At 58.5% G+C, this 23,392-nt stretch carries 18 protein-coding genes; 10 read left to right on the plus strand and 8 right to left on the minus strand.

The window, feature by feature from the left end:
- From HMPREF3101_RS12090 to HMPREF3101_RS04385, 3 genes are all read left to right on the plus strand, one after another.
- A partial coding sequence (locus HMPREF3101_RS12090; RefSeq protein WP_210386169.1) for a hypothetical protein occupies positions 1–183 on the plus strand: 183 nt, incomplete at its 5' end.
- A 91-nt stretch (positions 184–274) separates the two neighbouring features.
- Positions 275–700 (plus strand): hypothetical protein, encoded by a 426-nt coding sequence (locus HMPREF3101_RS04380; protein ID WP_070463046.1) that lies wholly within the window; start codon positions 275–277, stop codon positions 698–700.
- Positions 701–913: 213 nt separating this feature from the next.
- On the plus strand, positions 914–1,351 hold the full coding sequence (locus HMPREF3101_RS04385; protein ID WP_070463049.1) for a DUF6918 family protein: 438 nt from the start codon (positions 914–916) through the stop codon (positions 1,349–1,351).
- A 919-nt stretch (positions 1,352–2,270) separates the two neighbouring features.
- Here HMPREF3101_RS04385 and HMPREF3101_RS04390 read toward each other — a convergent pair.
- The 7 genes from HMPREF3101_RS04390 to dnaA all read right to left on the minus strand — a co-directional run bounded on the left by HMPREF3101_RS04390 (position 2,271) and on the right by dnaA (position 16,831).
- On the minus strand, positions 2,271–3,062 hold the full coding sequence (locus tag HMPREF3101_RS04390; protein WP_168160159.1) for an alpha/beta fold hydrolase: 792 nt from the start codon (positions 3,060–3,062) through the stop codon (positions 2,271–2,273).
- Between the two features lie 103 nt (positions 3,063–3,165).
- Positions 3,166–8,922, minus strand: a complete 5,757-nt coding sequence (locus HMPREF3101_RS04395) for a YPDG domain-containing protein (RefSeq protein WP_070463057.1) — start codon at positions 8,920–8,922, stop codon at positions 3,166–3,168.
- 143 nt (positions 8,923–9,065) lie between these two features.
- Complete coding sequence (gyrB, locus tag HMPREF3101_RS04400; RefSeq protein ID WP_070463060.1) at positions 9,066–11,165, minus strand: DNA topoisomerase (ATP-hydrolyzing) subunit B; 2,100 nt, start codon at positions 11,163–11,165, stop codon at positions 9,066–9,068.
- 125 nt (positions 11,166–11,290) lie between these two features.
- Positions 11,291–11,851 (minus strand): DciA family protein, encoded by a 561-nt coding sequence (locus tag HMPREF3101_RS04405; protein ID WP_070463175.1) that lies wholly within the window; start codon positions 11,849–11,851, stop codon positions 11,291–11,293.
- A gap of 25 nt (positions 11,852–11,876) precedes the next feature.
- The gene (gene recF / locus HMPREF3101_RS04410; protein ID WP_070463064.1) at positions 11,877–13,037 is read right to left on the minus strand and encodes a DNA replication/repair protein RecF; all 1,161 of its coding nucleotides are present in this window, start codon (positions 13,035–13,037) and stop codon (positions 11,877–11,879) included.
- A 24-nt stretch (positions 13,038–13,061) separates the two neighbouring features.
- Positions 13,062–14,249, minus strand: a complete 1,188-nt coding sequence (gene dnaN, locus HMPREF3101_RS04415) for a DNA polymerase III subunit beta (RefSeq protein ID WP_070463067.1) — start codon at positions 14,247–14,249, stop codon at positions 13,062–13,064.
- A 1,055-nt stretch (positions 14,250–15,304) separates the two neighbouring features.
- Positions 15,305–16,831, minus strand: coding sequence for a chromosomal replication initiator protein DnaA (dnaA, locus tag HMPREF3101_RS04420; protein ID WP_070463069.1), 1,527 nt, complete (start codon positions 16,829–16,831; stop codon positions 15,305–15,307).
- 711 nt (positions 16,832–17,542) lie between these two features.
- Here dnaA and rpmH point away from each other — a divergent pair.
- The 7 genes from rpmH to HMPREF3101_RS04455 all read left to right on the plus strand — a co-directional run bounded on the left by rpmH (position 17,543) and on the right by HMPREF3101_RS04455 (position 22,153).
- Complete coding sequence (gene rpmH / locus HMPREF3101_RS04425) at positions 17,543–17,686, plus strand: 50S ribosomal protein L34 (protein WP_083280080.1); 144 nt, start codon at positions 17,543–17,545, stop codon at positions 17,684–17,686.
- Between the two features lie 49 nt (positions 17,687–17,735).
- Positions 17,736–18,089 (plus strand): ribonuclease P protein component, encoded by a 354-nt coding sequence (gene rnpA / locus HMPREF3101_RS04430; RefSeq protein WP_070463075.1) that lies wholly within the window; start codon positions 17,736–17,738, stop codon positions 18,087–18,089.
- Complete coding sequence (yidD, locus tag HMPREF3101_RS04435; RefSeq protein WP_070463078.1) at positions 18,090–18,404, plus strand: membrane protein insertion efficiency factor YidD; 315 nt, start codon at positions 18,090–18,092, stop codon at positions 18,402–18,404.
- A complete protein-coding gene (gene yidC, locus HMPREF3101_RS04440) occupies positions 18,398–19,369 on the plus strand; it encodes a membrane protein insertase YidC (protein WP_070463082.1) in 972 nt (323 codons plus the stop codon). The genes yidD and yidC overlap by 7 nt, the downstream gene beginning before the upstream one ends.
- A 188-nt stretch (positions 19,370–19,557) precedes the next feature.
- On the plus strand, positions 19,558–20,175 hold the full coding sequence (rsmG, locus tag HMPREF3101_RS04445; protein WP_070463085.1) for a 16S rRNA (guanine(527)-N(7))-methyltransferase RsmG: 618 nt from the start codon (positions 19,558–19,560) through the stop codon (positions 20,173–20,175).
- A 4-nt stretch (positions 20,176–20,179) separates the two neighbouring features.
- A complete protein-coding gene (locus tag HMPREF3101_RS04450; protein ID WP_070463087.1) occupies positions 20,180–21,055 on the plus strand; it encodes a ParA family protein in 876 nt (291 codons plus the stop codon).
- Positions 21,056–21,058: 3 nt separating this feature from the next.
- The gene (locus tag HMPREF3101_RS04455) at positions 21,059–22,153 is read left to right on the plus strand and encodes a ParB/RepB/Spo0J family partition protein (RefSeq protein ID WP_070463089.1); all 1,095 of its coding nucleotides are present in this window, start codon (positions 21,059–21,061) and stop codon (positions 22,151–22,153) included.
- A gap of 57 nt (positions 22,154–22,210) precedes the next feature.
- On the opposite strand, the gene HMPREF3101_RS04460 is transcribed toward HMPREF3101_RS04455, so the two are convergent.
- Entirely contained in the window at positions 22,211–23,392 is a 1,182-nt protein-coding gene (locus HMPREF3101_RS04460) for an N-acetylmuramoyl-L-alanine amidase (protein WP_070463092.1), read from the minus strand.

The following is a 23,392-nucleotide window of genomic DNA, read 5'->3' on the forward strand; positions in this document are numbered from 1 at the left end:
CCGAAACCGGAAACCCCGAAACCGGAAACCCCGACGGACACCGACAAGCCGACCGAGACTGACAAGCCGGACAACAACCTCGGTACGATCGTTGGAATCTTGGCGGCGGTCGCTGTTGCAATCGGCGGCGCAATCGCAGCCTTGCCAATGCTGCAGGAGGCGCTGAAGAACTTTAAGTTCTAATCCGCTTCCCCTAACACCACAAACGGATGGCTCACCGCATACAGTGTGAGCCATCCGTTTCATATTTTTTTACATCTATGAGGTGTCTCCGATGAAGAAGACCGCAACCCTCGCCTGTGTAGCAGCGATCTGCTTGTCTGGTGCGCTAACACCAGTCGCACACGCACAAACAGCAAGCACCGAGCTTTCCAGTGGCTCAAGCAAAAGCAAAGGCAATATTGACTACGAGCGCGACCCGAACGACCCGAACATCAAGGTCCCGCCAAAATCCCCAACGGGCAGCGCATACACCGGCAGTGCTCCGCTAAGCCTGGGCTTGGCGTTTGGGTTGACCATCTTGTCGCTGCAGATTGCAGTTGATGCCATTCCGCCGCTGCGCCAGGCGGTTGATGACGCGGCTGAGGCGGCAGGCCTTAGCTGGGTCCACGGTTCCTCTGCAGGCAACCGCATCTTTGACTTCCCAGCGTGGGCCAAGATGGCGCAACAGCTACAGGCAAACATGCAGGTACCGCGCTAGAAGTGCCGTGCTAGAAGCAGCCACTTGTAACGCGCAGAGCCACTCCCGCAGTAGCCCAGGTTTGCCCACCATTGTTACGCGTGTTACTCTTGTTGCTGTTGTGGTTACAGTGACTTGTAGCTAACGGGAAGTTAGCGGGGTGCTGTGGTGGAAGAGCTACGACACCTCGCGGCGGCCCCGCTCATTTGAGCGCGGGCCGCTACACTTTTCCACATGACTGACTTGAACAACCTCCTGACTGAAGCGAACCGCGCGAACGTTGTCGCGGATATCGCCCGCTTGGTTGACAACGTGGTGGCTAACCAATCCGGCCTCACCGGCATGGCCCTCAAATCCGCCGTTGCCGCAGGCAAGAAGGCAGACGCGGATGCCATCCCGAAGGGAGTCAACCGTTTCCTGCCGCAGATCGTCTCCGAGCTGGAGCCGCTGTTCCAGGACTACCTGTCCGCCGGCGCTGGTTCCTTCGGCGCGTTCCTTGGCACCCGTGAAAGCGATGTTGTGGAAAAGATCCTCGCTGCCGCTGACGGCGCAACAGGTGAGATGCCGAGTGCGGTGCAGAAGGTGTACTCCACTTTGCGCGGCAAAGCCGGCAAGATCATCTCCCCAGCACTGCCTGAACTGGGAGACATCATCGAGCGCTACGCCAAATAGCTACGCCAAATAGCTACGCTGTTCAGAAGACCGAAATGGTAGCGGTGTGGTGAGTATCTGGTAGCGCCTGAGTGAGTATCCGGTAGCGGAGGCCCACCCGGGCTCGGCACGGGCGGCGAGCCGGTCAAGGATTCAGGGATGGCAGCGTTGTCAAGGGGGGATTTGATACTGGCGCTCCGAAGGCTCGGTACTGCCGCGTTCCAAGTAATTGGTACCTGGACAGCCGAGCCATGGCCCCTGCTACATGCATTAGTCGTTCGAGCAGCCTGCTGGGGCGGTGGCTTTGCGCATGGCAAAGACTTCTACGCGGATTCGGTGGACGCTATGTTGCAACCCGCTCTCCGTCAGCGTTATTCACAAACTCCCGCAACGGTTCAGTATGTCTTCGGTGCTGAGAACGCTCGGGGCCCGGGCTCCCCAGAAAGTCCCACCACCACTGTTGTCGGCCTGGTATCGACGCAATGGTGCAGTTCGCGAGCAGGCTCCAGGCGTTTCCTTCTTATGACAGGCCACGCTGAGGCAGCCTCACTGAAACACGGTACTTCCAGCATCAACTATGAAAGAGCTTTGCAGTACCGAGTACGTGGAGCACCGGTACCAACTACGCGGAATCGCGGTACCAACTATCCCGAATCGACAGGCATCAAGGGTGGGCTTGGGACGCTCTTGAAGCGAGATGAACTGCAACCGGGCTTGGTTCAATTGAGTGCCGAAGAGTCAGCCGGGCCGGTCGTGGAGGCTCCCGCCGCATAGCTCCAGCTTCATTAGCGGATTCCATCCGGAACGTCTCGCACCCGAATGAAGCGGATACAGGAACCACTCCATGCAATTTGAGCCGCTACCGGATGCTCACTGAAGTGCTACCGGATGCTCACGACACTGCTACCAAATAGCCGGTCGCAACAGCTACGCCACATAGTTACCGCAGCGCGTCAGCAAACGACTGCATCCTGGCCACGACAATCTCCGGCTCACGAGCCCACCTGTTGTGGCCCAGTCCACCTTCAAGCTCCTCGACCGTGGCGCCGGAGACTTGGTCCGCCAGAGCCTGTGCGGACTCAAGGGTGCAGTCGCGGTCGTTTTTAAAACGTGTAAGGACTACGGGGACGTTGATGTGCTGCATGGCTGCGTTGTAATCAATGTCCGCCCCCGCAAGTGGGCCGCGTTTGCCGCTGCGGTTCATCCGCGCCCACTCGTTGATATATGTGCGTGGGTGGCGGGCCCATTTCCCGCCGACGGCGATCTTGTCACCCGGCCAGTAACCCAGAACTTGCGTGATCAGCCAGATCAGCTGGATACCCACGCCAAATTTCAGTTTGTCGCGCACTGGGAACGCCTTGTGCCAGGGGTTGCCAGCACCGACGCCGAGCATGCCAATAACGTTGAGTGCTGCTGCTTCGGGGCGCGCCATGAACAAAGTGCCTACTTGCCCGCCCATGGAATGGGTCAGCAGGATTACAGGGTGGTTAGCGTCAAGCCCGTGTTCCCGTTTGGCGTTGATGATGGTTTCCGGGTAGTCCTCCGCAGCCACGTGGTGGTATCCCCACTGGTTGCTGCGTGAGGCAACATGCGGGCTGGTGCCTTGGCCGCGGAGCTCCCCGACCGTGGTGGGAAAACCGGCGTCGGTCAACGCCTCAGCGATCGGGCGATAGTAGCGCGCCTCCATTCCCATCCCCGGAAAAATAACCACAAGGGGTAGCAATTCGCTCATGCGCCACAGCGTACCTGCCATCCCACGCCCCCGGCTCCTACCAAGCAAGGCCGAAGGCGGCCACCGCAATCAGTGACCGCCTTCGCTCCTAGCTGTCAAACTGCTAGTTAGATGAGCCTTCGCCCGGCTTGCCAAAACCCTCCGGCTGGCACGCCTGGTAGATCAGTCCGGAGAGCAGACCGATCACGGCGATGGCACCCAAAGCGATGCCCAGCGGCTGCAGGTTGTCACCCGCACCACCGAACTGCTGGTTCGCGGCGTTGATCTGTGCCTCGATTTCAATCAGCCACTCCGGCCTGCGGTCCTCGGTGCCACGGCTGGAGCCAAGGTCCGGCAGCTGCTCTTCAATGCGAGCGTTGATGCCGCCCATCATTTCGTTGATCTGCGGGCCGAACGCCTCGTTGACGCCAGCGCCCACCGCAGCCAGAAGGCCAATCGGCAGCAGCCACAGGATTGGGCTGTTAATGGCGAATGCATTTTCCACACAGCGCTTCGTCTTGTCGGAGGAACCCTTGTCCCCCGACGGATCCGGCGCGCCCGGTGTACCCGGGGTTTTCTCGCCGGTGCCCACAACGATGATGTGGTCAACCGGGTCGGTGGTCTCCGTCGTCCCGTCGGACTTGTGGGTCACCTTGCCCGGCTTGCCCTCCTGCTCAACCTTGTACTCACCGCTCTTAAGGGCAGGGTCCTTCTTTACGACGACCCCATACGCCCTCTCCTCCGTATACTCCACACCCTCGGCCGGGCGCGTACCAACACGGACCACGCGCTGGACAGCTTCCTTGACCACGGATTGCTGCACGTCATCACCGTTGACGGTGACCTTCACCTGGCCGTTTTCACCCTTGACGTCTTCAACCTCTTCACCGGCTTTAAGGGATGGGTCGTAGACAATCTTGGTGGTGTATGGCAGCTCAACCAGCACCTCCTGCGGCGAAGGTTCCGGTGTCGGCGTCGAATCCTTGACCGGCTTGGTGCCGATCTTGATTATCGCCTTCGTCGGTTCGTTGGTGCGCTCGGTGGAGATGGTCGGTTTGCCGGAAGGCTTGCCGTCCTTAATCTCCTGGGTGGAGGTGATGACCTCCTCGCCCGGCGCACCCTCCTGAACAACTACTTTCTGGCCAGCTGCAAGCGTGTCATCGAAGATGATTTCCGTTTCAAAGGCAACCTCGCGGGTCTTCGTGCTGGTCAGCGTTTGATCACCGGCAGTCGGGCCGTACTCAATGATCTCATTAATCGGGTCCTTCGTCTGCTTTTCTTCAGGGGTGACTGTTGCATCAGAGCCGGTAGCCGAGAAATCAGCCGTGTAGGTCTTCTCACCCGCAACACCCTTCTGGGTAACCTTCAGCTCGCCCGGCGCAAGCTTCGGGTTCGGGCGGGTGTCCACATCGTATGGAACCTCCGCAGTCCAGGTCACCTTCGCAGATGCCTCAGACGGCTTCGTGCCCACAGCGATGATCTTCTTCACCGGCTCCTTGACTATCTTCTCGGTGACCTTCACCTCGCCTACAGCATGGCTGTTTTCCACAGGCTGGGTGACCGTGACCTTCTTTAGACCCAGCTCACCTTCCTGGGTGACCTTCTGCTCACCAGGTGCCAGCGAAGGATCATAGACAACCTCAACCTCGTACGGGATCTCCGTCTCAACAGAGTTCACGGTCTCACCCTTGGTCTTGGTGCCAACGCGGATCACCGCATTCTTCGGCTGCTTCGTGCGCTCAGTCGCGATCTTCGGCTTGCCGGAAGGCTTGCCGTCCTTAATCTCCTGAGTAGAGGTGGTGACCTCCTCGCCCGGAGTACCTTGCTGCTGAACTTCCTGCTTGCCGGCTTCGAGTGTGTCGTCAACGACGTACTCGATCCCAAACGCAACCTCGCGGGTCTCCGTGCTAGTCAGCGTCTGATCATCAATACCGGGACCGTACTCAACAATGCGGGGGACGGGTTTCTTGGTGGTCTCTTCCTCCGCAACCTGGGCCTCGGTGCCCTTCCCTGTGAACTTGGCGGTGTAGGTCTTCTCGCCGTTGACGCCCTCCTGGACAATCCTGGTCTCGCCCGGCTTCAGGTCCGTGTTTTCACGCACCTCAGTCGGGTACGGAATCGGGAACGTCCAGATCACATCCTTCGCGTTTTCGGCAGGCTTGGTGCCAACGCGAACAACCTCGTTGACCGGCTCCTTGCTGCGCTCCCAAGTGCCGTCCTGCTTCTGCTGCTCCGCACCCGGAACACCCTTGGTCTTAACCTTGTACTCACCTGCAGGGATGGTGTCGTCGTAGGTGTACTCAACCTTGAACGGAACCTCTCGCTCCGGCACATCAACAACCTTGACTTCAGCGGTTGTCATGTCCGTTGAACCGTCGGAGTAGGTCACCGTGACCGGGACCTGAATCTTATCGCCCGGCTTTGCAGTCTTCGGTGCCGTGGCAACCACGTTGCCCTTGTTGTCTAGGCCAACAATCCAGTCGCCGTTATCCGTTGTCACGGTGTAGGTCGGGTTGCCGTGCTCGTTGGTCTCACCGGTGGGCGAAGCGTTCTCAAGACTATCCGGGTTAATCACGTACGGATTGTCCTTGGCCACATCGATGCCCTCGGGCTTGTACACCGTCAGCGGCGAGGTTGCCGTACCACCTGGGTAGACCGCCTGCTCCGGGTAGTCCGGCTCGGCAGAGTAGTTATCACCGAGGGTAACCACGGTGGTCACCGGGACATCCTCAGTGGAGCCATCCGGGTAGGTCACGGTGACCTGGTTGGTTTTCTTATCACCAGGCTTAGCGCCTGCCGGCGGAGTAACGGTGACCTTGCCGGAGTCCGGGTCAATCTCATACTTCCAGCCATCAACATCCGGCTGGTTGATCTTAAACTTCGAGCCTTCCGGCGCGCCACCAATCTGGTGATCCACCGCCGTGTTCGGCTTCGTGGACTTCACCTCATAGAACGGCTCATGTACGTCACGGTCAACCTTAACCACAAACGGGGCATGAACCGTGGTGCTGCTACCGTCCTCGTACTTCACGGTTACTGGGACCTCAATGGAGTCGCCAGCGTTGGCATCCGCAGGCGGGGTTGCGGTAACCACGCCTTGCTTATCCACGCTCACCGTCCAGCCATCAACCGTGTCAGGGACGCTATACGGTTGATCACCATCCAGGTTCTTCTCCGGAACCGGGGTCTCCAGCGGGGACTCCTTTGGCGTACCCGGCGCGGTCTCCTGCTGCTTGTACTGCGGGTTGTTCAGCTGCTTCTGGCTGCCCAGAACCGTCACCGTAGCCAGCGTACGGTCTTCAGAATCGTCCTGGTAGGTCGCAATAACCGGGATGTCTAGCGCGGTACCCGGCTTGACGTTTTCGCCAACCTTGGTGGTGACTTCACCGGTGGTCTCATCAATGGAAACCTCCACACCTTCCGGTGCCTTGTACTCCGGGTCGATCGCGTACTTCTTAATCTTGCCGGGTTTGACAAAAGTGAGATCCACGGGACTTTGCACCGTGCTGCCGGCCGGAACCGTCTTCGTCGGGTAGAACGGGTCGTTCACATCAGCGTCGAAAGACACGACGGTGAACTGTGCCGGAACCTTCCCCTCAGAACCATCCGGGTAGGTGACCTTCACATCAAAGTTGATTTCATCACCAGGCTGCGCACCAGCAGGCGATTTCGCGGTGACGGAACCGTCTTGGTTGAACGTGATCTCCCAGTCATCCGGAACCTGGGATGGGTCAGCCAGCTCAAACGTCGCCTTCGAAGGGTCCTTCAGTTTGCTGAAGAACGGCGCAGTCTGCTCGTCCCCGGCCTTCACCAGCTGCGGCGGGTATTGGACCTTGTCCTCGCCCTCATTGTCATCAATAACGGACACCGTTGCCGTGGTGACTTGCGGGGGGATGCCGTGGGGGTAGTGCAGCTGCACCGGCACCGTAATGCTTGCGCCCGGCAACGCATTTTCCGGAATGGTGGTGGAGACTTCACCCGTGGTTTCGTCCACGGTAAACGTCCAGTCGCCGCGTGTGTACTGCTTCGTACCATCCGGGAAGGTGTAGCGCGACGGCATCGGCGCGTCCTCGGAACCGTCGATACCGTACTGGGGCTCATTCGGCGGCAGGGTGACTGGCGTGTCCGGGTAATCAGCCTTTGCCTCATATTCCGGCACCTTGGCTGAGATGACAACCTGGAACGGAACAGTCGCCGTATCGGTGGTGCCATCTGGATACGTGGCGGTCACCACAGCGTCGAACTTCTGATTGTTCGGCGCATCATCCGGTGCAGTGACCGTCAGTTTGCCAGTCTTCTCATCAATTTCAGCGGTCCAACCCTGCGGCAGGGTTGACTTGTCCAAGGTATAGGACGCCGGCTGCATTGGGGCGCCACTCCCAATTACACGCCGCGTCTTTGGCGTGGACTCCATCTGCTGGCCCTGCGTACCCTTGACAGCCTCTGGGGTGTAATCGATGTCATTGGACTGCGTGTGGTTGGGCTTGACCACCACCAGCAGCGGAATGATGTCCTGCGAACCGTTGGAGTAGGTCACCTCCACCACAGGCTGCGCAAACGTACCCGGCGACGACTTCGCCGGTGAGGTCACCTCAACGTTGTAATTGCCATTGGCCTCATCAACAAACTTCGCCTCCCAACCGTAGAAGACGTTATCCGTGATCAGTTTGACCTGAGCCTTTTGCTCTGCAATCAGCTTCTGAATCTTCGGATCAAGGTTGGTGAAGGTGACCTTCTGAGGATCCGCAGTAGGCGTGTTGTTTTCAACCTCAGAGATGATCTCTTTTTGCGGCTCGTCATACTTCGGGTCATGGAAGCGCGTGTCATCCGTGGAGATGGTGTGCTCACTGATCACATTGGCATTCTTGTAGCGATCCAGTGAGTCGATGGATTCCTGGAAAACCCGATCCGCGTATCCCTGATTGTCTTCATCCTGCGATGCGACGTCACGCTTCATCGCGGCTAGATCACGCGGCAGGGCAACGGCCTTGAAGGTGACGTTCTGGGCGCCGGCCCATGCTTGATCAATGAACTCCGGCCACGTGTAATACAGGTCGTTGCCGTCCAGTTCCGTTTTGCCCTCGACGTGTTTGCCGTCGATGTAGGCGTTAACGCGGATACGCTTCAAGGATTCCTTATCAGCGCCAACCACGGTGCCCACCTTGAAGCGCCGTTGCTGGTTATCTAAGTCCACAACCTTCTGGTTATGGTCAACCCAGTCAATGTTGATTGGGCTACAGTCCGCGTTCTCACTGGGCCACGGGTTCACCGTGGCCTCGAGATAGGCTTCCGTAAAGAACCGCGCATCCGTAGTCGGCTTTTGTGTGTACTCTGCGGACCATCCGGCAGTCAGACCCTCCTCGGATGCCGCCTTCGCAACGAGTTCCCTCGTCAACTCCGCTGGCCCAGCGAGGTTCTTAGGCTTCCTCGGCGGCGAAGTGTACTCCAAAGGATCGAACTGGTGGTTGACCTTCATTCCATGACGTTGATACCCAAGGTCAAGTGCAGAGGCGTCCGGGCCATTATAGGGCACACTTTTATGAGAGGTCGCAACATAAACGTCATTGAACGTGCGCTGCTGGGAACCATCCAGTGTGAAGATCACACCAAAATCGTAGGGGGCCTGCTCATCGGTAGTCCACGCACCAGTCCGGGCGCCAGCCCTTGACTCCTGGTCCGAAAGCTCAAAGGAACACGTCCCCGCATTAAGGTCAGTGGCTTTTTGCCGGGACTTCTCCACCACGTCAATTGTGGGGTCATAGCCCACCGCGTCTGCTGCAAATGCTCGCGGCACGGTCACAGTGCTCACGCTGAGACTCAGTGCCATAAGAGCAGCAATGCCCGCTTTGCGGGCCTTTGTTTGTGTCTGCTTGGTAGTCATCGCTCTCCTGAGATGCAGTTGAATCACACCGTACAGCTGGCGTGAACCACACTGTGCGGTACCTCTCCATCAACCAATCTACCAAGCAGCTAAGGAGTATGCCTGTCTCGAAGAGTGCTGGGTGAGCGCTGCACCCGCTAGCACTACACGTCTAAGAAACGCACGTCCTTGGCTTTACGGGTGATAAAGCTGCGGCGAGCTGCCACATCATCACCCATCAAAATGGAGAACAACTCATCTGCCCGCTGCGCATCTTCAAGCTCAACACGGCGCAAGATACGAGTCTCAGGATCCAGGGTGGTCTCCCACAGCTCCTTCGCATTCATCTCACCAAGACCCTTGTAGCGCTGGATGCCGTCATCCGTGTTGATCTTGCGGCCAGCCTCAAGGCCAGCTGCCAGCATCTCATCACGCTCACGGTCAGAAAACGCGTAGCCAGGCTCACTTTTCGCCCACTTCAGCTTGTACAACGGCGGGTTCGCCAAAAACACGTGACCCTGCTCAATGAGATCCGGCATGAAACGGAACAACAACGTCAAAAGCAGGGTGGCGATGTGCTGGCCGTCCACGTCCGCATCCGCCATCAACACAATCTTGTGGTAGCGCAGCTTCTCAATATCAAACTCATCGTGAATACCGGTGCCCAGCGCGGTGATGATCGCCTGGACCTCGGCGTTTTTCAGCACGCGGTCCATGCGGGCCTTCTCCACGTTCAAAATCTTGCCGCGCAGCGGCAGGATCGCCTGGTGCATGGAGTCACGGCCGCCCTTTGCGGAACCGCCTGCGGAGTCACCCTCCACAATGAACAGTTCGGACGTCTTCGGATCCTTCGAACGGCAATCCGCCAACTTGCCCGGCAGACCACCCAGGTCGGTTGCAGACTTACGACGAACCAGGTCACGCGCCTTACGCGCTGCCTGACGAGCCTGCGAGGACTGCACCGCCTTATTCACAATGACCTTCGCCTCAGCCGGGTTCGCGTCGAACCAGTCGGAGAGGTTCTCATTCACCGCGCGCTGCACAAAGCCCTTGACCTCGGTATTACCCAGCTTGGTCTTGGTCTGGCCCTCAAACTGTGGGTCCGCCACTCGGACGGAGACTACGGCGGCGAGGCCTTCACGGCAATCGTCGCCAGTCAAATTGGGCTCCTTGTCTTTCAGCAGCTTGTGATCCCGCGCGTAGCGGTTCATCAACGTTGTCAGCGCGGCGCGGAAGCCCTCCTCGTGAGTACCGCCCTCATGTGTGTTGATGGTGTTGGCGAAGGTGTGGACAGACTCCTTGTAGGAGTTGTTCCACTGCATAGCCACCTCGGCCTCAAGGCCGTCGCCCTTTTGGTCAAAACCAACAATCGTCGGGTGGATCTCGGTCTTGTTTTTGTTCAGGTAGTTGACGTAATCAATCAACCCCTCTGGGTAGTGGTAGGTAACCTTCTTCTCGCGCTTGCGCTTCACGTTCGGCGCAACCTCATCGCCAGCCTCAACCGGCTCGCCGTCACCGTCCTGGTCAACCTCAGCCGCGGACTCCACCACGGTGTCATCATCAAAGGAGTCGCCGCCAATCAGCGCTGCGGTATCGCCCTCTTCGGCGATTGCCTCAAGCTCCAGCTCCTCCTCAGTGACACGCTCATCCTTCAAGGTGATGGTCAGGCCTTTGTTCAAAAACGCCATCTCTTGCAGGCGGCGAGCAATCGTGTCGTAATTGAACTCAACCGTTTCAAAGATTTCCGGATCCGGCCAGAAACGGATGGTGGTGCCGGTGCCGCGGGCGTTGCCGCCCTCAACCAGTGGCTCGGGCTTCGCAGCCTCAAACTTCTGAATCCAGTGCTTGCCGTCACGCTTAATATCCGCCTCAACGCGGGTGGACAGTGCGTTCACCACGGAAATACCAACACCGTGCAGACCACCGGAAACGGCGTATGACTCCGAGTCAAACTTGCCGCCGGCGTGCAGCTGGGTCATAACAACCTGGACAGTTGGTGCGCCTGTCGGGTGCATCTCCACTGGGATGCCGCGGCCGTTGTCTACGACCTGCACCCCGCCGTCTTCAAGCAGGGTGACATCGACGCGATCCGCATACCCCGCCATCGCCTCATCTACAGAGTTGTCCACAACCTCCCACACCAGGTGGTGCAGGCCACGCGCACCGGTGGAACCGATGTACATGCCGGGACGTTTACGGACGGCCTCAAGGCCCTCCAGAATGGTGATCGATGAGGCGTCATAATGCGGTACTTGTTCAGCCACGGAAAGGGACACTCCTCTTTTAGTCTTCACAAGCGCCCATAGGCGCGTTTAACCCCTTGTATCTTACACGCTTGTGGGGACATGCCCAGGCAGCACGCGAATCCGTTAGAGGGCGTTTTGTGCGCTTATCCGTAAGTGTCGCGCGGCCCGCGGCCTTTCACGTGAAGCGGACCCTTGCGCCAGGACGGCGTCTTCGGCCCATAAATATGTAGTTTGGTCACCACTTCGGGCCCCACCTTGTCTGCAATGAGGCGCAGCACGGTGGATTGCATGTATTTCAGCTGCGTAGCCCAGGCGGTGGTGTCGCACTCAATGTGCACTTCACTGTCCTTAATCATGTGCACGGTAGTGTGTTGCGCAATTTTCTCGCCCACCAGGGTTTCCCAGTTGCCCATGACCCAGCCGTAGGCCATGTTTTCGCTCCACTCGCGGCGTTTAATTTCCCTACCTACCAGCGAATTAAAAGAACTCACCTGCATGCGACGCGGCATGGCTCGCCCATCTATCCCGGTTGGTCGCCCAGGGCTTTTCTTGCTTATCGACGCCCCATCAAACCCCCCAACCTCCAACCCCGGCACCAGCGCCTCCGCCGCCGGAGCGCCTAGTGCTGCAGCACTTCGCTTCGGCAAAGGCAGCGTGCCCTGGCGGGAAAGATCCGGGACGCGTCCGCCGCGCTTGCGCGCCATTTCGCGGGTGAGAAGAAACGTGGTTTTAACCAGATCCTGCAATTGTGCTCACCCCGTCCTCCATAGTCACCATGTAGCGCGCCGCTACGGCGTCATGCAGGTTTGCCGGCAAATCATCACCCACCGCAGCCGTGATCAATACCTGCTCGGCTTCTTCAGCAACGTGAACTAAACGCTCGCGCCTTTTGGCATCCAGCTCCGCAAACACGTCGTCCAAAATCAACACGGGTGCGGATCCCTGTTCAGAGAGCAACTGGTACTCCGCCAAGTGCAGCGACAGCGCATACGACCAGGTCTCGCCGTGGGAGGCGTAGCCCTTCGCCGGAGTATCGCCCAGCATGAGCACCAAGTCATCGCGGTGCGGACCCACCAAGGTAGTGCCGCGGTCGATCTCTTCTTTCCTGCGCCTGCCCAACTCCGCCAGCAACGCCGCCTCGAACGTTGCAGGATCACGCTCCTGGCCGAAGTTAACGGTTGATTTATAGCGCACGCTTGCAGGGCGCGACTCCGGTGCCACGCTGGCGTAGGCGGAGGTGATGAGGGGCGCTATAGCGTCGATAAGCAAAAGGCGCGCGGTGACCAACTGGCTTCCCAAACTTGCAAGCTGGGCGTCCCAGACATCAAGCGTGGACAGAGCCGCCGCGCCCGATTCATCCTGGTAACCGCGGCGCAGCACCATGTTTGACGTGCGCAGCAGCGCATTGCGCTGGCGCAACACCCGATCATAATCCGCCCGCACCCCACCAATCCTTGGTGTGCGAAGCGAGAGCAACTCATCCAAAAAACGGCGACGCTCCGCGGGCTCACCAACCACAAGCCGCAGGTCCTCCGGCGAAAACAACACCGTACGCAACACGCCCAAAACCTCACGCGGGCTCTTTAAACGCGTGCGGTTAATCTGGGCCTGGTTTGCACCAGCAGCCTTGATCAGCAGGTGGGTGGTCAGCGCGCGGTCATTATTAATAGTGGTCGCAGAAACACGAGCGTTGTCCTGACCGGTGCGAATCAGCGGCGTATCCGTAGACACCCGATGGCTGCCCAGGTGCGAGGTGTAATACACCGCCTCAACAATGTTGGTTTTGCCGTGACCGTTGCGGCCAGCAAAGACCGTCACCCCCGGCTCAAGGTCCAGATGCAACTCCGGCCACGAGCGGAAATCGCGCAGATCCAGCTCAGAGACAAACACTTAATCCGGCACTTAACCTGGTGCTTAACCCGGCAAACGCACCGGCATCAGCAGGTACGTGAAGTAAGTATCCGGGGTGGGGAAGGTGCCGTCCGCATTCGCCTCCGGAAGCTCCTCCGGCTCCGGCACCATAATCGCCGGACGCGAAGCTTCCGTGAAGCCAAACATCACACGATCCGTACCAATCACCCCAAGGCCATCGCGCAGGTAGCCAGCGTTAAAGGCGATGAGCAGCTCGTCTTCACCGGTGAACGCAGCCGGGATGGTCTCAGACGCCTCACCGGAATCCGCACCAGATGCGTACAAGGTCAGCTCGCCCTGCTTAAAGTGCAGGCGGATCTGCGCATTGCGGTCCGCAACCAGCGACACACGACGAATAGATTCCATCAGCGGTGAAATCTCCACCGTGGCAATACAAGTGTGAGTCTTCGGAAGCAGCGGTGCGACATTCGGGAAATCCGCATCCAACATGCGCGTGGTGGTTTCGCGGTTGCTCACGTGCAAACCAAACAGGCCGTCCGCACCAACGTTGTCAGCACCACCGACAGCGATCTCCACCGGCTCATCAATATGCGTATCCAGCGTGCGCGCGTTATCCAACAGCGTCTTCGCCGGGATCAGCAGCTTCGCTTCAACGCTTGGAGACGTCGGCTCCCACTCCAAGGAACGCAACGCCAAACGGAAACGGTCCGTTGCCGTCAGCTTCAGGTGCGTGCCGCTTACCTCCATGTGGATACCGGTAAGCATTGGCAGCGTGTCATCACGACCAGCAGCAGACGCCACCTGGGTCACCGCTGCAGTCAGCGCCGCCGGCGAAATCTTGCCCGTAACCTCCGGCAAACTAGGCAGCTGCGGGTAATCATCCAAACCCATCAGCGGTAGTTCGAACTTAGCCGAACCTCCTTTGAGCTGCAGCTTGTTGCCGTTAGTGGAAACCTCCACCGGGCCAGAAGGCATATTTGCGACGATATCCGCCAACAACTTACCCGCCACAGCCACACGCCCCGGCTGATCAATATCGGCATTAATCCGAACCTTGCTGGAAACCTCATAGTCAAAGCCCGCGAACTCCAAACCGTGATCATCCGCTGTAATCACAACAGCGCGAAGCACCGGCTGTGTGTTCTTCGTAGGCAAGGAACGCGCAACCCACGAGGCAGCCTCAGAAAGATCTTCCTTCTGAACACGGAATGACACTGAGCTCTCAACCATGGCGCGCGCTGGCCCCCTTAAAACAAGATTCTTGGAATTACCGTTTTCACTCTAGGCAACGACGCCACAAATCTCACCTGAGGGGCCCTAGAAGTTTTGTAATTCGATCGCGTTTCGGCGGGCTGTGCACATCCCCTGTTTCTCCCAATGAATTACAAGTAAAAGAGTTGGTAAGAACAGTAAGTCCTGTGCAATCTGTGGATAACGTGTTGTTTGCGCAGCTCATGAGAGTTATCTGGAGTGTGAGTGTTGTGTGGACAAGGTGTGGATGAACGGCTGCGCGCTGTGGATAGATTCTAGGCGTGGGATTTCATCCACATTTCTCCTGTGAGTTGTCCACCGATTACTCACAAGAATGTGTGGTTTGTCCCCAGGGGGTGAGCGGGGTTGCTTTTGTTGTGGTGTTGTCCTGCAGATTGTGAATAACATCTATGTAATTACACAGGTGTGGATAAGTCTGTGGATTACTGTGGACTGTTGGTGTTTGTGCAGGTCTCTGGGTTGTTCTGGGTTGTTACTGACTTGGCCTTGCGTATCTGTGGGTTGACTTGCCCGTGGACTGGTTCGCTCTTGTCCTGGCGTACTTGTGGCTTGGCATGCCTCTCGACCAGTGGGGGCCTTTTTTGGATTGCGGCAGCATGTTGCCAAACCGGGGATAGTTGCATTCGCTGCCAGGTAATTGCCAGGTTTGGTGTCTGTTTGGGCTTTACCGGGGTGAGATCGAGTTGTGCCACTAGCAGATAATGTTTTGGGTTTCGTGTTTCCCCAGGTCAGTTGTCTTGACTCATCGTGAATTTTGCAATGTCTGCTAGTGCCTTACTGCCTGTGACTTTCTGTCAGTGCGCCTCGTCGGGATTGCCGAGCGGAACCTGGTGGGCCCGTGTCCAATAAGCCCCGTGTCCAATGACTGACTGGACATGAGAAATGTTGTCTAGCAGGTGGTAATTGCGGCAGATAACCCCGGTTTGGCAACATGCTGCCGCAATCCAAAAAAGGACCCCCAGAGGTCTGAAGGTCCTTGTCCGCGGCTCGGGTGAGCCCGGAAGGAATGTGCGTTAAGCGCCGCGGGCGCGGTTCTTCACAATTTGTGTAAGTTCCTGGATTTCGTCGTACGTCTCACGGTTTTCCGTCATCTCCTTACGGATTTTGCGATCCGCATACATGACGGTGGTGTGGTCTTTGCCGCCGAACTCGTCGCCAATTTTGGGCAGCGAGAGTTCCGTCAGCTCGCGGCACAAATACATGGCAATCTGGCGCGCGTGGGCCACCTGCCTGGTCTTTCCGGCGCCAGTGAGCTGGTCAACGGCCACGCTGAAGTACTCCGCTGCGGCCTCCTTGATGGCGGTGGCAGTGATGTGGATATCGCTTTCGTCGGGAAGAATGTCCCGAAGCGCAACCTGTGCCACCTCCATGGTGATTGGCTCATTGATCAGCGAAGAGTACGCGGACACGCGGATCAGCGCGCCTTCGAGCTCTCGGATGGAGCTTTGGAATTGCGTGGCGATGAGTTCGAGGACGTCATGGCTGACGTGCGTGCCGTCCGCAGCTGCCTTTTTCAGCAGAATTGCGATGCGGGTTTCTAAGTCTGGCGGCTGAACGTCTGTAATGAGGCCGCCTTCGAAGCGGGTACGCAGGCGGTCTTCAAGCGTGGTCAGCTGACGCGGCGGGCGGTCTGAGGACAAAATGATCTGCTTGTTGGACTGGTGCAGCGCGTTGAAGGTGTGGAAGAACTCCTCCTGGGTACCTTCCTTGCCTTCGAGGAACTGGATGTCATCCACCATCAAAATGTCCAGGTCGCGGTAGCGGCGTTTGAAGGATTCCTGACGGTCATCACGCACGGAGTTGATGTAGTCATTGGTGAATTCTTCCGATGACACATATTTAATGCGCAAGTTTGGCTGCAGCACACGCGCGTAGTTACCAGCGGCATGCAGCAAGTGGGTCTTGCCCAGGCCGGAGCCACCCCAAATAAACAGTGGGTTGTAAGCACGGGCCGGATTTTCAGCGACGGCTACCGCTGCACCATTGGCAAAGCGGTTGGAAGAGCCAATAACGAAGTTTTCAAAGGTGTACTTCGGGTTCAGGCTTGCCTCCCGATCAGGGTCATGAGCAGGCTTTTCACGCGGGATACGTTGGGGGACGACGAGGTGTGCGCCAGCGTTTGCTGCCATTTGCTGGGCGTGCATCTGCGCCAGCTCATCAAGTCCCATCGGCATCTGCTCCCCCACTGCGGTCTGCGTCGTTTGGCTCGGCGCCCACTGCTCCTGAACCGGGGGAATGACAGGTTCAGGTTCCGGTTCTGGCGCGGCCAGGGTTACAGCGAGCGTGCATGGCGTTCCCAAATGCGACTGCAGGAGCGTAGTGATGTGCGGCGCTAGGGATTCCTCTACTACTGACTTGGCCGCGGCATGCGGTGCAGTTAGCACCACGTAGCCGTTGACCAGCACTTCCGGGCGCACCAACTGGAGGTAGGCGCGCTGTTGGTGGGTCAACGTAGGTACGGATGAGTTGGGTCGTTCAGAAAGTTGCAACAACTCCGCAACGAGGTCACGCCACAGTGACTCGAGTTGCTGATCGGCCACGGCAGCTCCTCACAAGAATTAACAGCAATTCACAAGTTAGATCCGGACCGATAAGCCCGCGACCTGTTGTTCCACAAGGTTATACACACCTGTGGATAACTCCTTCCACCGGGGTTATCCACAGGAGCATGTTTAGCTGTGGATAACTGTGATTTTCTGTGTACAACGCTTGTACCTGCAGAAACTAGCGGAAATTCGCGAAAGTCTCAACCAGAACTTCACAGTTATCCACAGGACTCCACAATAGGGGTCTGTGATTTTGTGGTGATAAAACATTGTTACCGCGTCCCACCTTGCACTGTCTAGCAAATGCCTGTGAGTACCCCTGTGGATAACTTCCGCGCTCGAACATGCGTTTTGTCACTAAATGAATAGACAATTACTGTGCCGCTGGCTGGATCGGCGATTTCCCCTCCCACCTGCGGAAAAACACACAGTTGTAATTCCGGGGGTACCCAAAAGAAAGCTGGCGACATGCGGCGCGGCGATTTGTAGCAACGCCTTTCAATCACGTACCCTGACATGGTCTGTCACATCAGTGACTTTTGGAGAGCACCTTCCCGGGACGGTGCATGCGAGCGCGATGATCCACATCACGCAACGCAATCTCACTTACAACGTTTCACCACCGGACGGTCTAGGCCCCGGAGCTGGTGCACATGCGGGCAATCCGTGTGAGCGCAAGCTGGCCGTTCGTGCAACCGAAGGAGTATTTCCGTGTCTAAGCGGACTTTCCAGCCGAACAATCGCCGTCGCTCCCGCAAGCACGGCTTCCGTGCTCGCATGCGTACCCGTGCCGGCCGCGCCATCGTCTCCGCGCGCCGCAAGAAGGGCCGCGCAAAGCTGAGCGCATAAGAGCGCACAGGCATACAGGCATACAGGCATAAGCGTATAGCCCACGCTCGTGTTACCCCGCCCGCACAAACTGACCTCGTCGGCTGACTTCAAACAGACGATGCGTCGAGGAGTGCGCGCGGGGTCTCGTACATTAGTGGTGCATGTCTACGCCCGCGAAGACCTTGTTATCCACGGTGGGCCCCGCTTCGGGCTGGTCGTGAGCAAACAAGTCGGCAATGCTGTGACACGGCATGCGGTGTCGCGGAGGTTGAGGGCTGTGGTGTTTGCGGGGCGCGTCGATAAGCTAGAGCCCCACCACGATGTGGTGGTGCGAGCACTGCCACCGGCAGCAACCGCAACCAGCGAGGAGCTAGCCCGGGAGTTTGGATCCGCGCTGGCTAGGGCGTTGAAGAAGCGTTAAATGCCGTACTTCAACTTTCTGGGCGAGGAAATTCCCCAAGCCAAAGGGCCTCTAGCAAAAGTCATGGTGAACGCCGTGCGTGGCTACCAAAAATATCTCTCGCCCCTTAAGATGGGTGGCACTTGTCGCTTCATGCCTGTATGCAGCGCGTATGCGCTTGAGGCTGTATCACGTCACGGAGCTGTGCGAGGTGGCGCGATGGCAGCGGCACGAGTGTGTAAGTGCGGCCCGTGGCATCCCGGAGGATACGATCCGGTACCCGGCAGCGCGGGCGAAGCGGAAAAGACAACGAGGAGAAACACCGAACAGTGCTGAACTTTATTTACTGGCCAATCTCGTGGGTGCTGAGGTTCTGGCACGAAGCCCTCGGCTTTGTCCTGCCCAAATCCTCCGGCATCTCCTGGATCCTGGCCATTGTGCTTTTGACCTTCACGGTGCGCATCTTCCTGGTCAAGCCGATGGTCAACCAGATGCGCTCCATGCGCAAGATGCAAGAAGTACAGCCGCGGATGCAGGAAGTCCGCGAGAAGTACAAAAACGACCAGACAAAAATGGCCGAAGAGATGCGCAAGCTGCAGAAGGAAATGGGCGTCAACCCATTGGCCTCCTGCATCGTGCCGCTGGTACAGATGCCAATCTTCCTTGGCTTGTTCCACGTGCTGCGTTCCTTTAACCGCACCGCGCGTCAGAACGACCCGCTGAGCGTTGAAGTTAACCGCGAGACCGCCAACTACGCCTTCCCGGTGGAAGATGTGCAATCCTTCCTAGATGCTGACTTCTTCGGCGTGCCGCTGTCCGCATACATGTCCATGCCGGAGGCCGCGTTTGAGGCGTTTACTGGCGGTGACCTGACGCGTACTCACATCATCGCGGTGTGCTTGCCGCTGGTGATCATCTCCGCAGTCTTCGTGCACTTCAACGCCCGTATTTCTATCAACCGTCAGAATGAGCGTCGTGCAGCCGGCAAGGTTGCCGCACCCACTGGTGATACCGCAAAGATGATGGAATCCCAGATGGGCATGATGAACAACATGATGCTGTGGATCATGCCGGTCATGATTTTGGCGTCCGGCTTCCTCTGGCACGTTGGCCTGCTGTTCTACATGCTGGCCAACAACGTGTGGACCTTCTTCCAGACTCGCATTGTCTACGACAAGATGGATAAGGAAGAGGAAGCAGAAGAAGCAGCAAAGCGTGAGGCAAAGCGTGCGTCTGCACCCGTGGTTGGTGCACGCACTGTGGATAAGCGCACCAAGAAGCAGCGCAAGCAGGGTAAGTAGGCCGCTAGTTTCACCCCACATACCGGCCTCTTCGGTCCTTCGGATCGGGGTTGCCGGTTTTTTGGTGCCTACCTGCGGATATGGAAGTGGCTGTATGGTGTGTGTCGGCGTTGACTAATATCTATGGAACAACACTGCGCCACTGCAGGCCACTGCAGAACGCCCACCTGAGCAAGGAGTACACAGCCGTGTCAGATCAGTTGCCCGATCAAGCCAGAGAGATCTTTGGAGACCGCTTAGACCTTGCGGTGGCGTACCATGATTCGCTGGCAATAACCGCGGCTGAGCGTGGGTTCATCGGCCCGAAGGAAGTGGACCGCCTGTGGGATCGCCACATTCTTAACTGTGCGGTGGTCGGTGAGGCATTCGAGCAGAACCTTAAAGTAGCGGATATCGGTTCCGGGGCTGGCCTGCCGGGCATCCCGCTTGCCATTGCCCGCCCAGACTTGCAGATCACGTTGATTGAGCCGCTGCTGAAGCGCTCGGTGTACCTGGGCGAGGTCAAAGAGGCGCTCAAGCTGGATAACGTCACGGTTGTCCGCGGGCGTGCTGAGGAGCAGAAGCAAGGCCAGTTCGACGCAGTAACCTCCCGTGCCGTGGCGCCGCTAGGCAAGCTCGCTGGGTGGTCCTTGCCGTTGGTGAAACATGGGGGGCAGATGGTGGCGTTGAAGGGGGCGTCTGTAAGCGAAGAGCTCGAACGCGACCGTAAGGAAGTGACCAAAGCCGGTGGCGGGGACGCCGAGATTTTCACTGTGGGTGCGGCGCTTGCAGAGCCGACCACGTTGATCAGGATTGTGCGGAGGTAGACCGATGAGCAACGTGCGCTTATTTACGGTTGCAAACCAAAAAGGCGGCGTGGGTAAAACCACCACAAGTGTGAACATTGCTGCCGCTCTGGCTAAGCAAGGGCACAAGGTGCTGGTGGTGGATCTGGATCCGCAGGGCAATGCCTCGACGGCGCTTGGCGCGGAGCATACCTCCGGCACCCTGTCCTCCTACGAGATCCTGATCGGCCACGCAACACCAGATGAGGCGATGCAGCCGAACCCGGACAACCCGAACCTGTTCTGCATCCCTGCAACCATTGACCTGGCGGGTGCGGAAATTGAACTGGTCAGCATGGTACGCAGGGAGTACCGGCTTTACGATGCATTGAGGCGCGGCTTCGTCGAATCACACGGATTCGATTACGTATTCATTGACTGCCCGCCCTCGTTGGGCCTGCTCACCATCAACGCAATGACCGCTGTGGATGAGGTGATGATTCCGATTCAGTGCGAGTACTACGCGCTTGAGGGCGTGGGTCAGCTGCTGAACAACATCAGCATGATCCGCGAGCACCTGAACCAGAACCTGCACATTGCTGCGGTGCTGCTGACTATGTATGACGCACGCACGAAGCTAGCCGCCGATGTTGCGGAGGAAGTGCGCAGCCAGTTTGGTGAGGTGGTGCTGCGCAACATGATCCCGCGCTCCGTGAAGGTGTCAGAGGCGCCTGGGTTTGGCCAGACGGTTGTGGAATACGACCCGACTTCCCGCGGCGCGTTGGCCTACATTGATGCTGCGAAGGAGCTGCACAACCGCGGCGACTACACACCGCACCCCACTACCGGGCCGATCGGCGTGAGCCCGGAGGTATACGCCCAGCTGGATGCGGATACGAGTTACGAGATCGAGGAGGACTAAACAATGGCACAGGAACGCAAAGGCGGCCTTGGCCGCGGCCTAGGTGCGTTGATCCCCTCGGCCCCGGCACAGATGGACAAGTCCGGCAAGACCGGCGGCATTGGTGGCGGAGCGTCCGACATCATCTTTGGCAAGCAGAAGCCTGCGGATCAGGAGCCTGCTAAGGCAGCTGAGAGGCCCGCTGAAAAGCCCAGTGCGAAGCCGAAGCGCACAAAGGGGGCTCCGCAGGTTGGTGTGAAGGGTGCCCCGACGGTGGCGGCGAGTGCGGAAAACGCGCTTTCCCCGATGCCGGTCGGTGGCGCGCGCTACCAGGAGATCCCGCTTGGCCAGATCATCCCGAACCCGAAGCAGCCGCGACAGGTCTTCGATGAGGATGACCTTGCGGAGCTTGTCCACTCGATCCGCGAGTTCGGCCTGCTCCAGCCGATTGTGGTCCGCGATACGCGTGAGGGCTTCGAGCTCATCATGGGTGAGCGCCGCTGGCGTGCCGCCTCTAAGGCGGGTTTAAAGCACATCCCTGCGATCGTCCGCGAAACCTCCGACGAGGACATGCTCCGGGACGCGTTGTTGGAAAACATCCACCGCGTCCAGCTCAACCCCTTGGAAGAAGCGGCCGCCTACCAGCAGCTTTTGCAGGAATTCGGCGTAACCCAGGAGCAGCTGGCTGACAAGCTTGGCCGCTCTCGCCCGGCTGTGACCAATGCGATTCGCCTGCTGGGGTTGCCGGTTGCGGTGCAGCGCCGGGTCGCAGCCGGAGTCCTGTCCGCCGGCCACGCTCGTGCGCTTTTGGGCATCAAGCTTGGCGACGCTACAACGAACGCCCAAGACAGCCTCGCCGAGAGGATTGTGGCCGAAGGCCTGTCTGTGCGCGCAACGGAAGAAGCCGTAACCCTGATTAATAACAACGGTAAGGCTCCGGAGAAGCCGAAGCGTACCCCGACGCCGCAACCGGAGTATCTCCAGAGCGCCGCCGAGCGCCTCGCAGACGTGTGGGATACCAAGGTGTCTGTCACCATGGGTAAGCGCAAAGGCAAGATCGTGGTGGAGTTCGGAGACCGCGACGACTTCGAGCGCATCATGGAGCTCATGCACGGCTAGACCCGGACCACGCTCTACCTGCCGCTGTAGGCGCTTTACCAGGTGCTACTCCAGGCGCTACGCCTGTTCCTCGCGCAGCAAGTCGGAGAAGTTATACGTGCCGGTCGGCTGGTTATCCATCTCCATCAGGTAGAGGCGTTTGACAGCAACCACGATCGCCTCCGCGATCGCGTCTCGCTGCTTCGGATCCGTCAACACGGCAACATCGCCAGGGTTGGTCACGTACCCCAACACCACCTCAACGGTAGGCATCTGCGTCATGCGCAACATGTCCCACGTACGGCCGTGGTTGTGACAATTCTGCAGGTCAGTACGTGCAGCAATCTCGCGCTGGATGAACCCGGAGAGCACTTCACCGGTCATGGAGGACGTGCCCTGCTCAGAACCAAAGTAAAACGTGGCAGTGCCGTTGGCCTTCTCGTTGCTGTAGCGGTCCAACTTCAGGGAAATCACCACGTCAGCGCCAAAGCCATTTGCCAGGTCGGCGCGGGCCTTCGTCGACGGGTTATCCCCACGCGGCCGCGACAGGATCGTCTCCATACCCGCGGCAACCATACGGCCCTCAATGCGGCCGGCGAGATCCCACAGAATCTCTTCCTCATGAATCTCACCAAAGCGGCCAGATACCGCCGTGCCGTGGTCATCCCCGCCAAGCGCCGGGTCAATCACCACACGTTTGCCGGACAGGTGTGGACCCGCCTGACGCACATGCTCACGCTCACGAATATTGTGCGCGGAACCGCCGGTAATGCGCCGGCCCAAAAGGCTCAGCGCGCGCAGCGTCTCAGGGCCGCAGACGCCGTCGTCTTCAAGACCGGTGTCCAGCTGGAAGTTCGCCAGAGCCTCATGCGTATCAGGGCCAAAACGCCCATCCACACGATGCTGATAAAAACCCAGCTCATGCAGCTGATTCTGCAGCTGCGTCACATCGTCGCCCACCATGAGCTGGCTCGGCTGATAACTCAGCACGCGCGCACCCAACGTGTAGGACGCTTCGCGCAGCTCACGCAGCGTCAAGTCATCGATTGTCCCAGAGGGAACGATGCCGCGGGACTGTTGGAAGGCGCGGATGGCTTGCTCCAACGCAGCGTCGAAAAGCATCTCCTGCTTGGAAAACTGCCTGGAGTTAAAGTCAGCAACACTGCCCTCAAAGCCCTCAAGAACGCCGATACGAGCAAGCGCGGTGCGGACCTCAGCCACACGCGCGCTCGAATCACCGACGCGAAGAATTTCCGGCAT

The organism is Corynebacterium sp. HMSC29G08 (assembly GCF_001806875.1).
In the GTDB taxonomy this organism is placed as follows: Bacteria; Actinomycetota; Actinomycetes; order Mycobacteriales; family Mycobacteriaceae; genus Corynebacterium.

Coding starts and splice junctions, on each gene's coding strand:
- HMPREF3101_RS04460 (WP_070463092.1), bottom strand. CDS start 23,392: ATGCCGGAAATTCTTCGCGTCGGTGATTCGAGCGCGCGTGTGGCTGAG.
- HMPREF3101_RS04450 (WP_070463087.1), top strand. CDS start 20,180: ATGAGCAACGTGCGCTTATTTACGGTTGCAAACCAAAAAGGCGGCGTG.
- HMPREF3101_RS04395 (WP_070463057.1), bottom strand. CDS start 8,922: ATGACTACCAAGCAGACACAAACAAAGGCCCGCAAAGCGGGCATTGCT.
- HMPREF3101_RS04380 (WP_070463046.1), top strand. CDS start 275: ATGAAGAAGACCGCAACCCTCGCCTGTGTAGCAGCGATCTGCTTGTCT.
- HMPREF3101_RS04390 (WP_168160159.1), bottom strand. CDS start 3,062: ATGAGCGAATTGCTACCCCTTGTGGTTATTTTTCCGGGGATGGGAATG.
- dnaN (WP_070463067.1), bottom strand. CDS start 14,249: ATGGTTGAGAGCTCAGTGTCATTCCGTGTTCAGAAGGAAGATCTTTCT.
- yidD (WP_070463078.1), top strand. CDS start 18,090: ATGCCGTACTTCAACTTTCTGGGCGAGGAAATTCCCCAAGCCAAAGGG.
- HMPREF3101_RS04385 (WP_070463049.1), top strand. CDS start 914: ATGACTGACTTGAACAACCTCCTGACTGAAGCGAACCGCGCGAACGTT.
- HMPREF3101_RS04405 (WP_070463175.1), bottom strand. CDS start 11,851: ATGGCGCGCAAGCGCGGCGGACGCGTCCCGGATCTTTCCCGCCAGGGC.
- HMPREF3101_RS04455 (WP_070463089.1), top strand. CDS start 21,059: ATGGCACAGGAACGCAAAGGCGGCCTTGGCCGCGGCCTAGGTGCGTTG.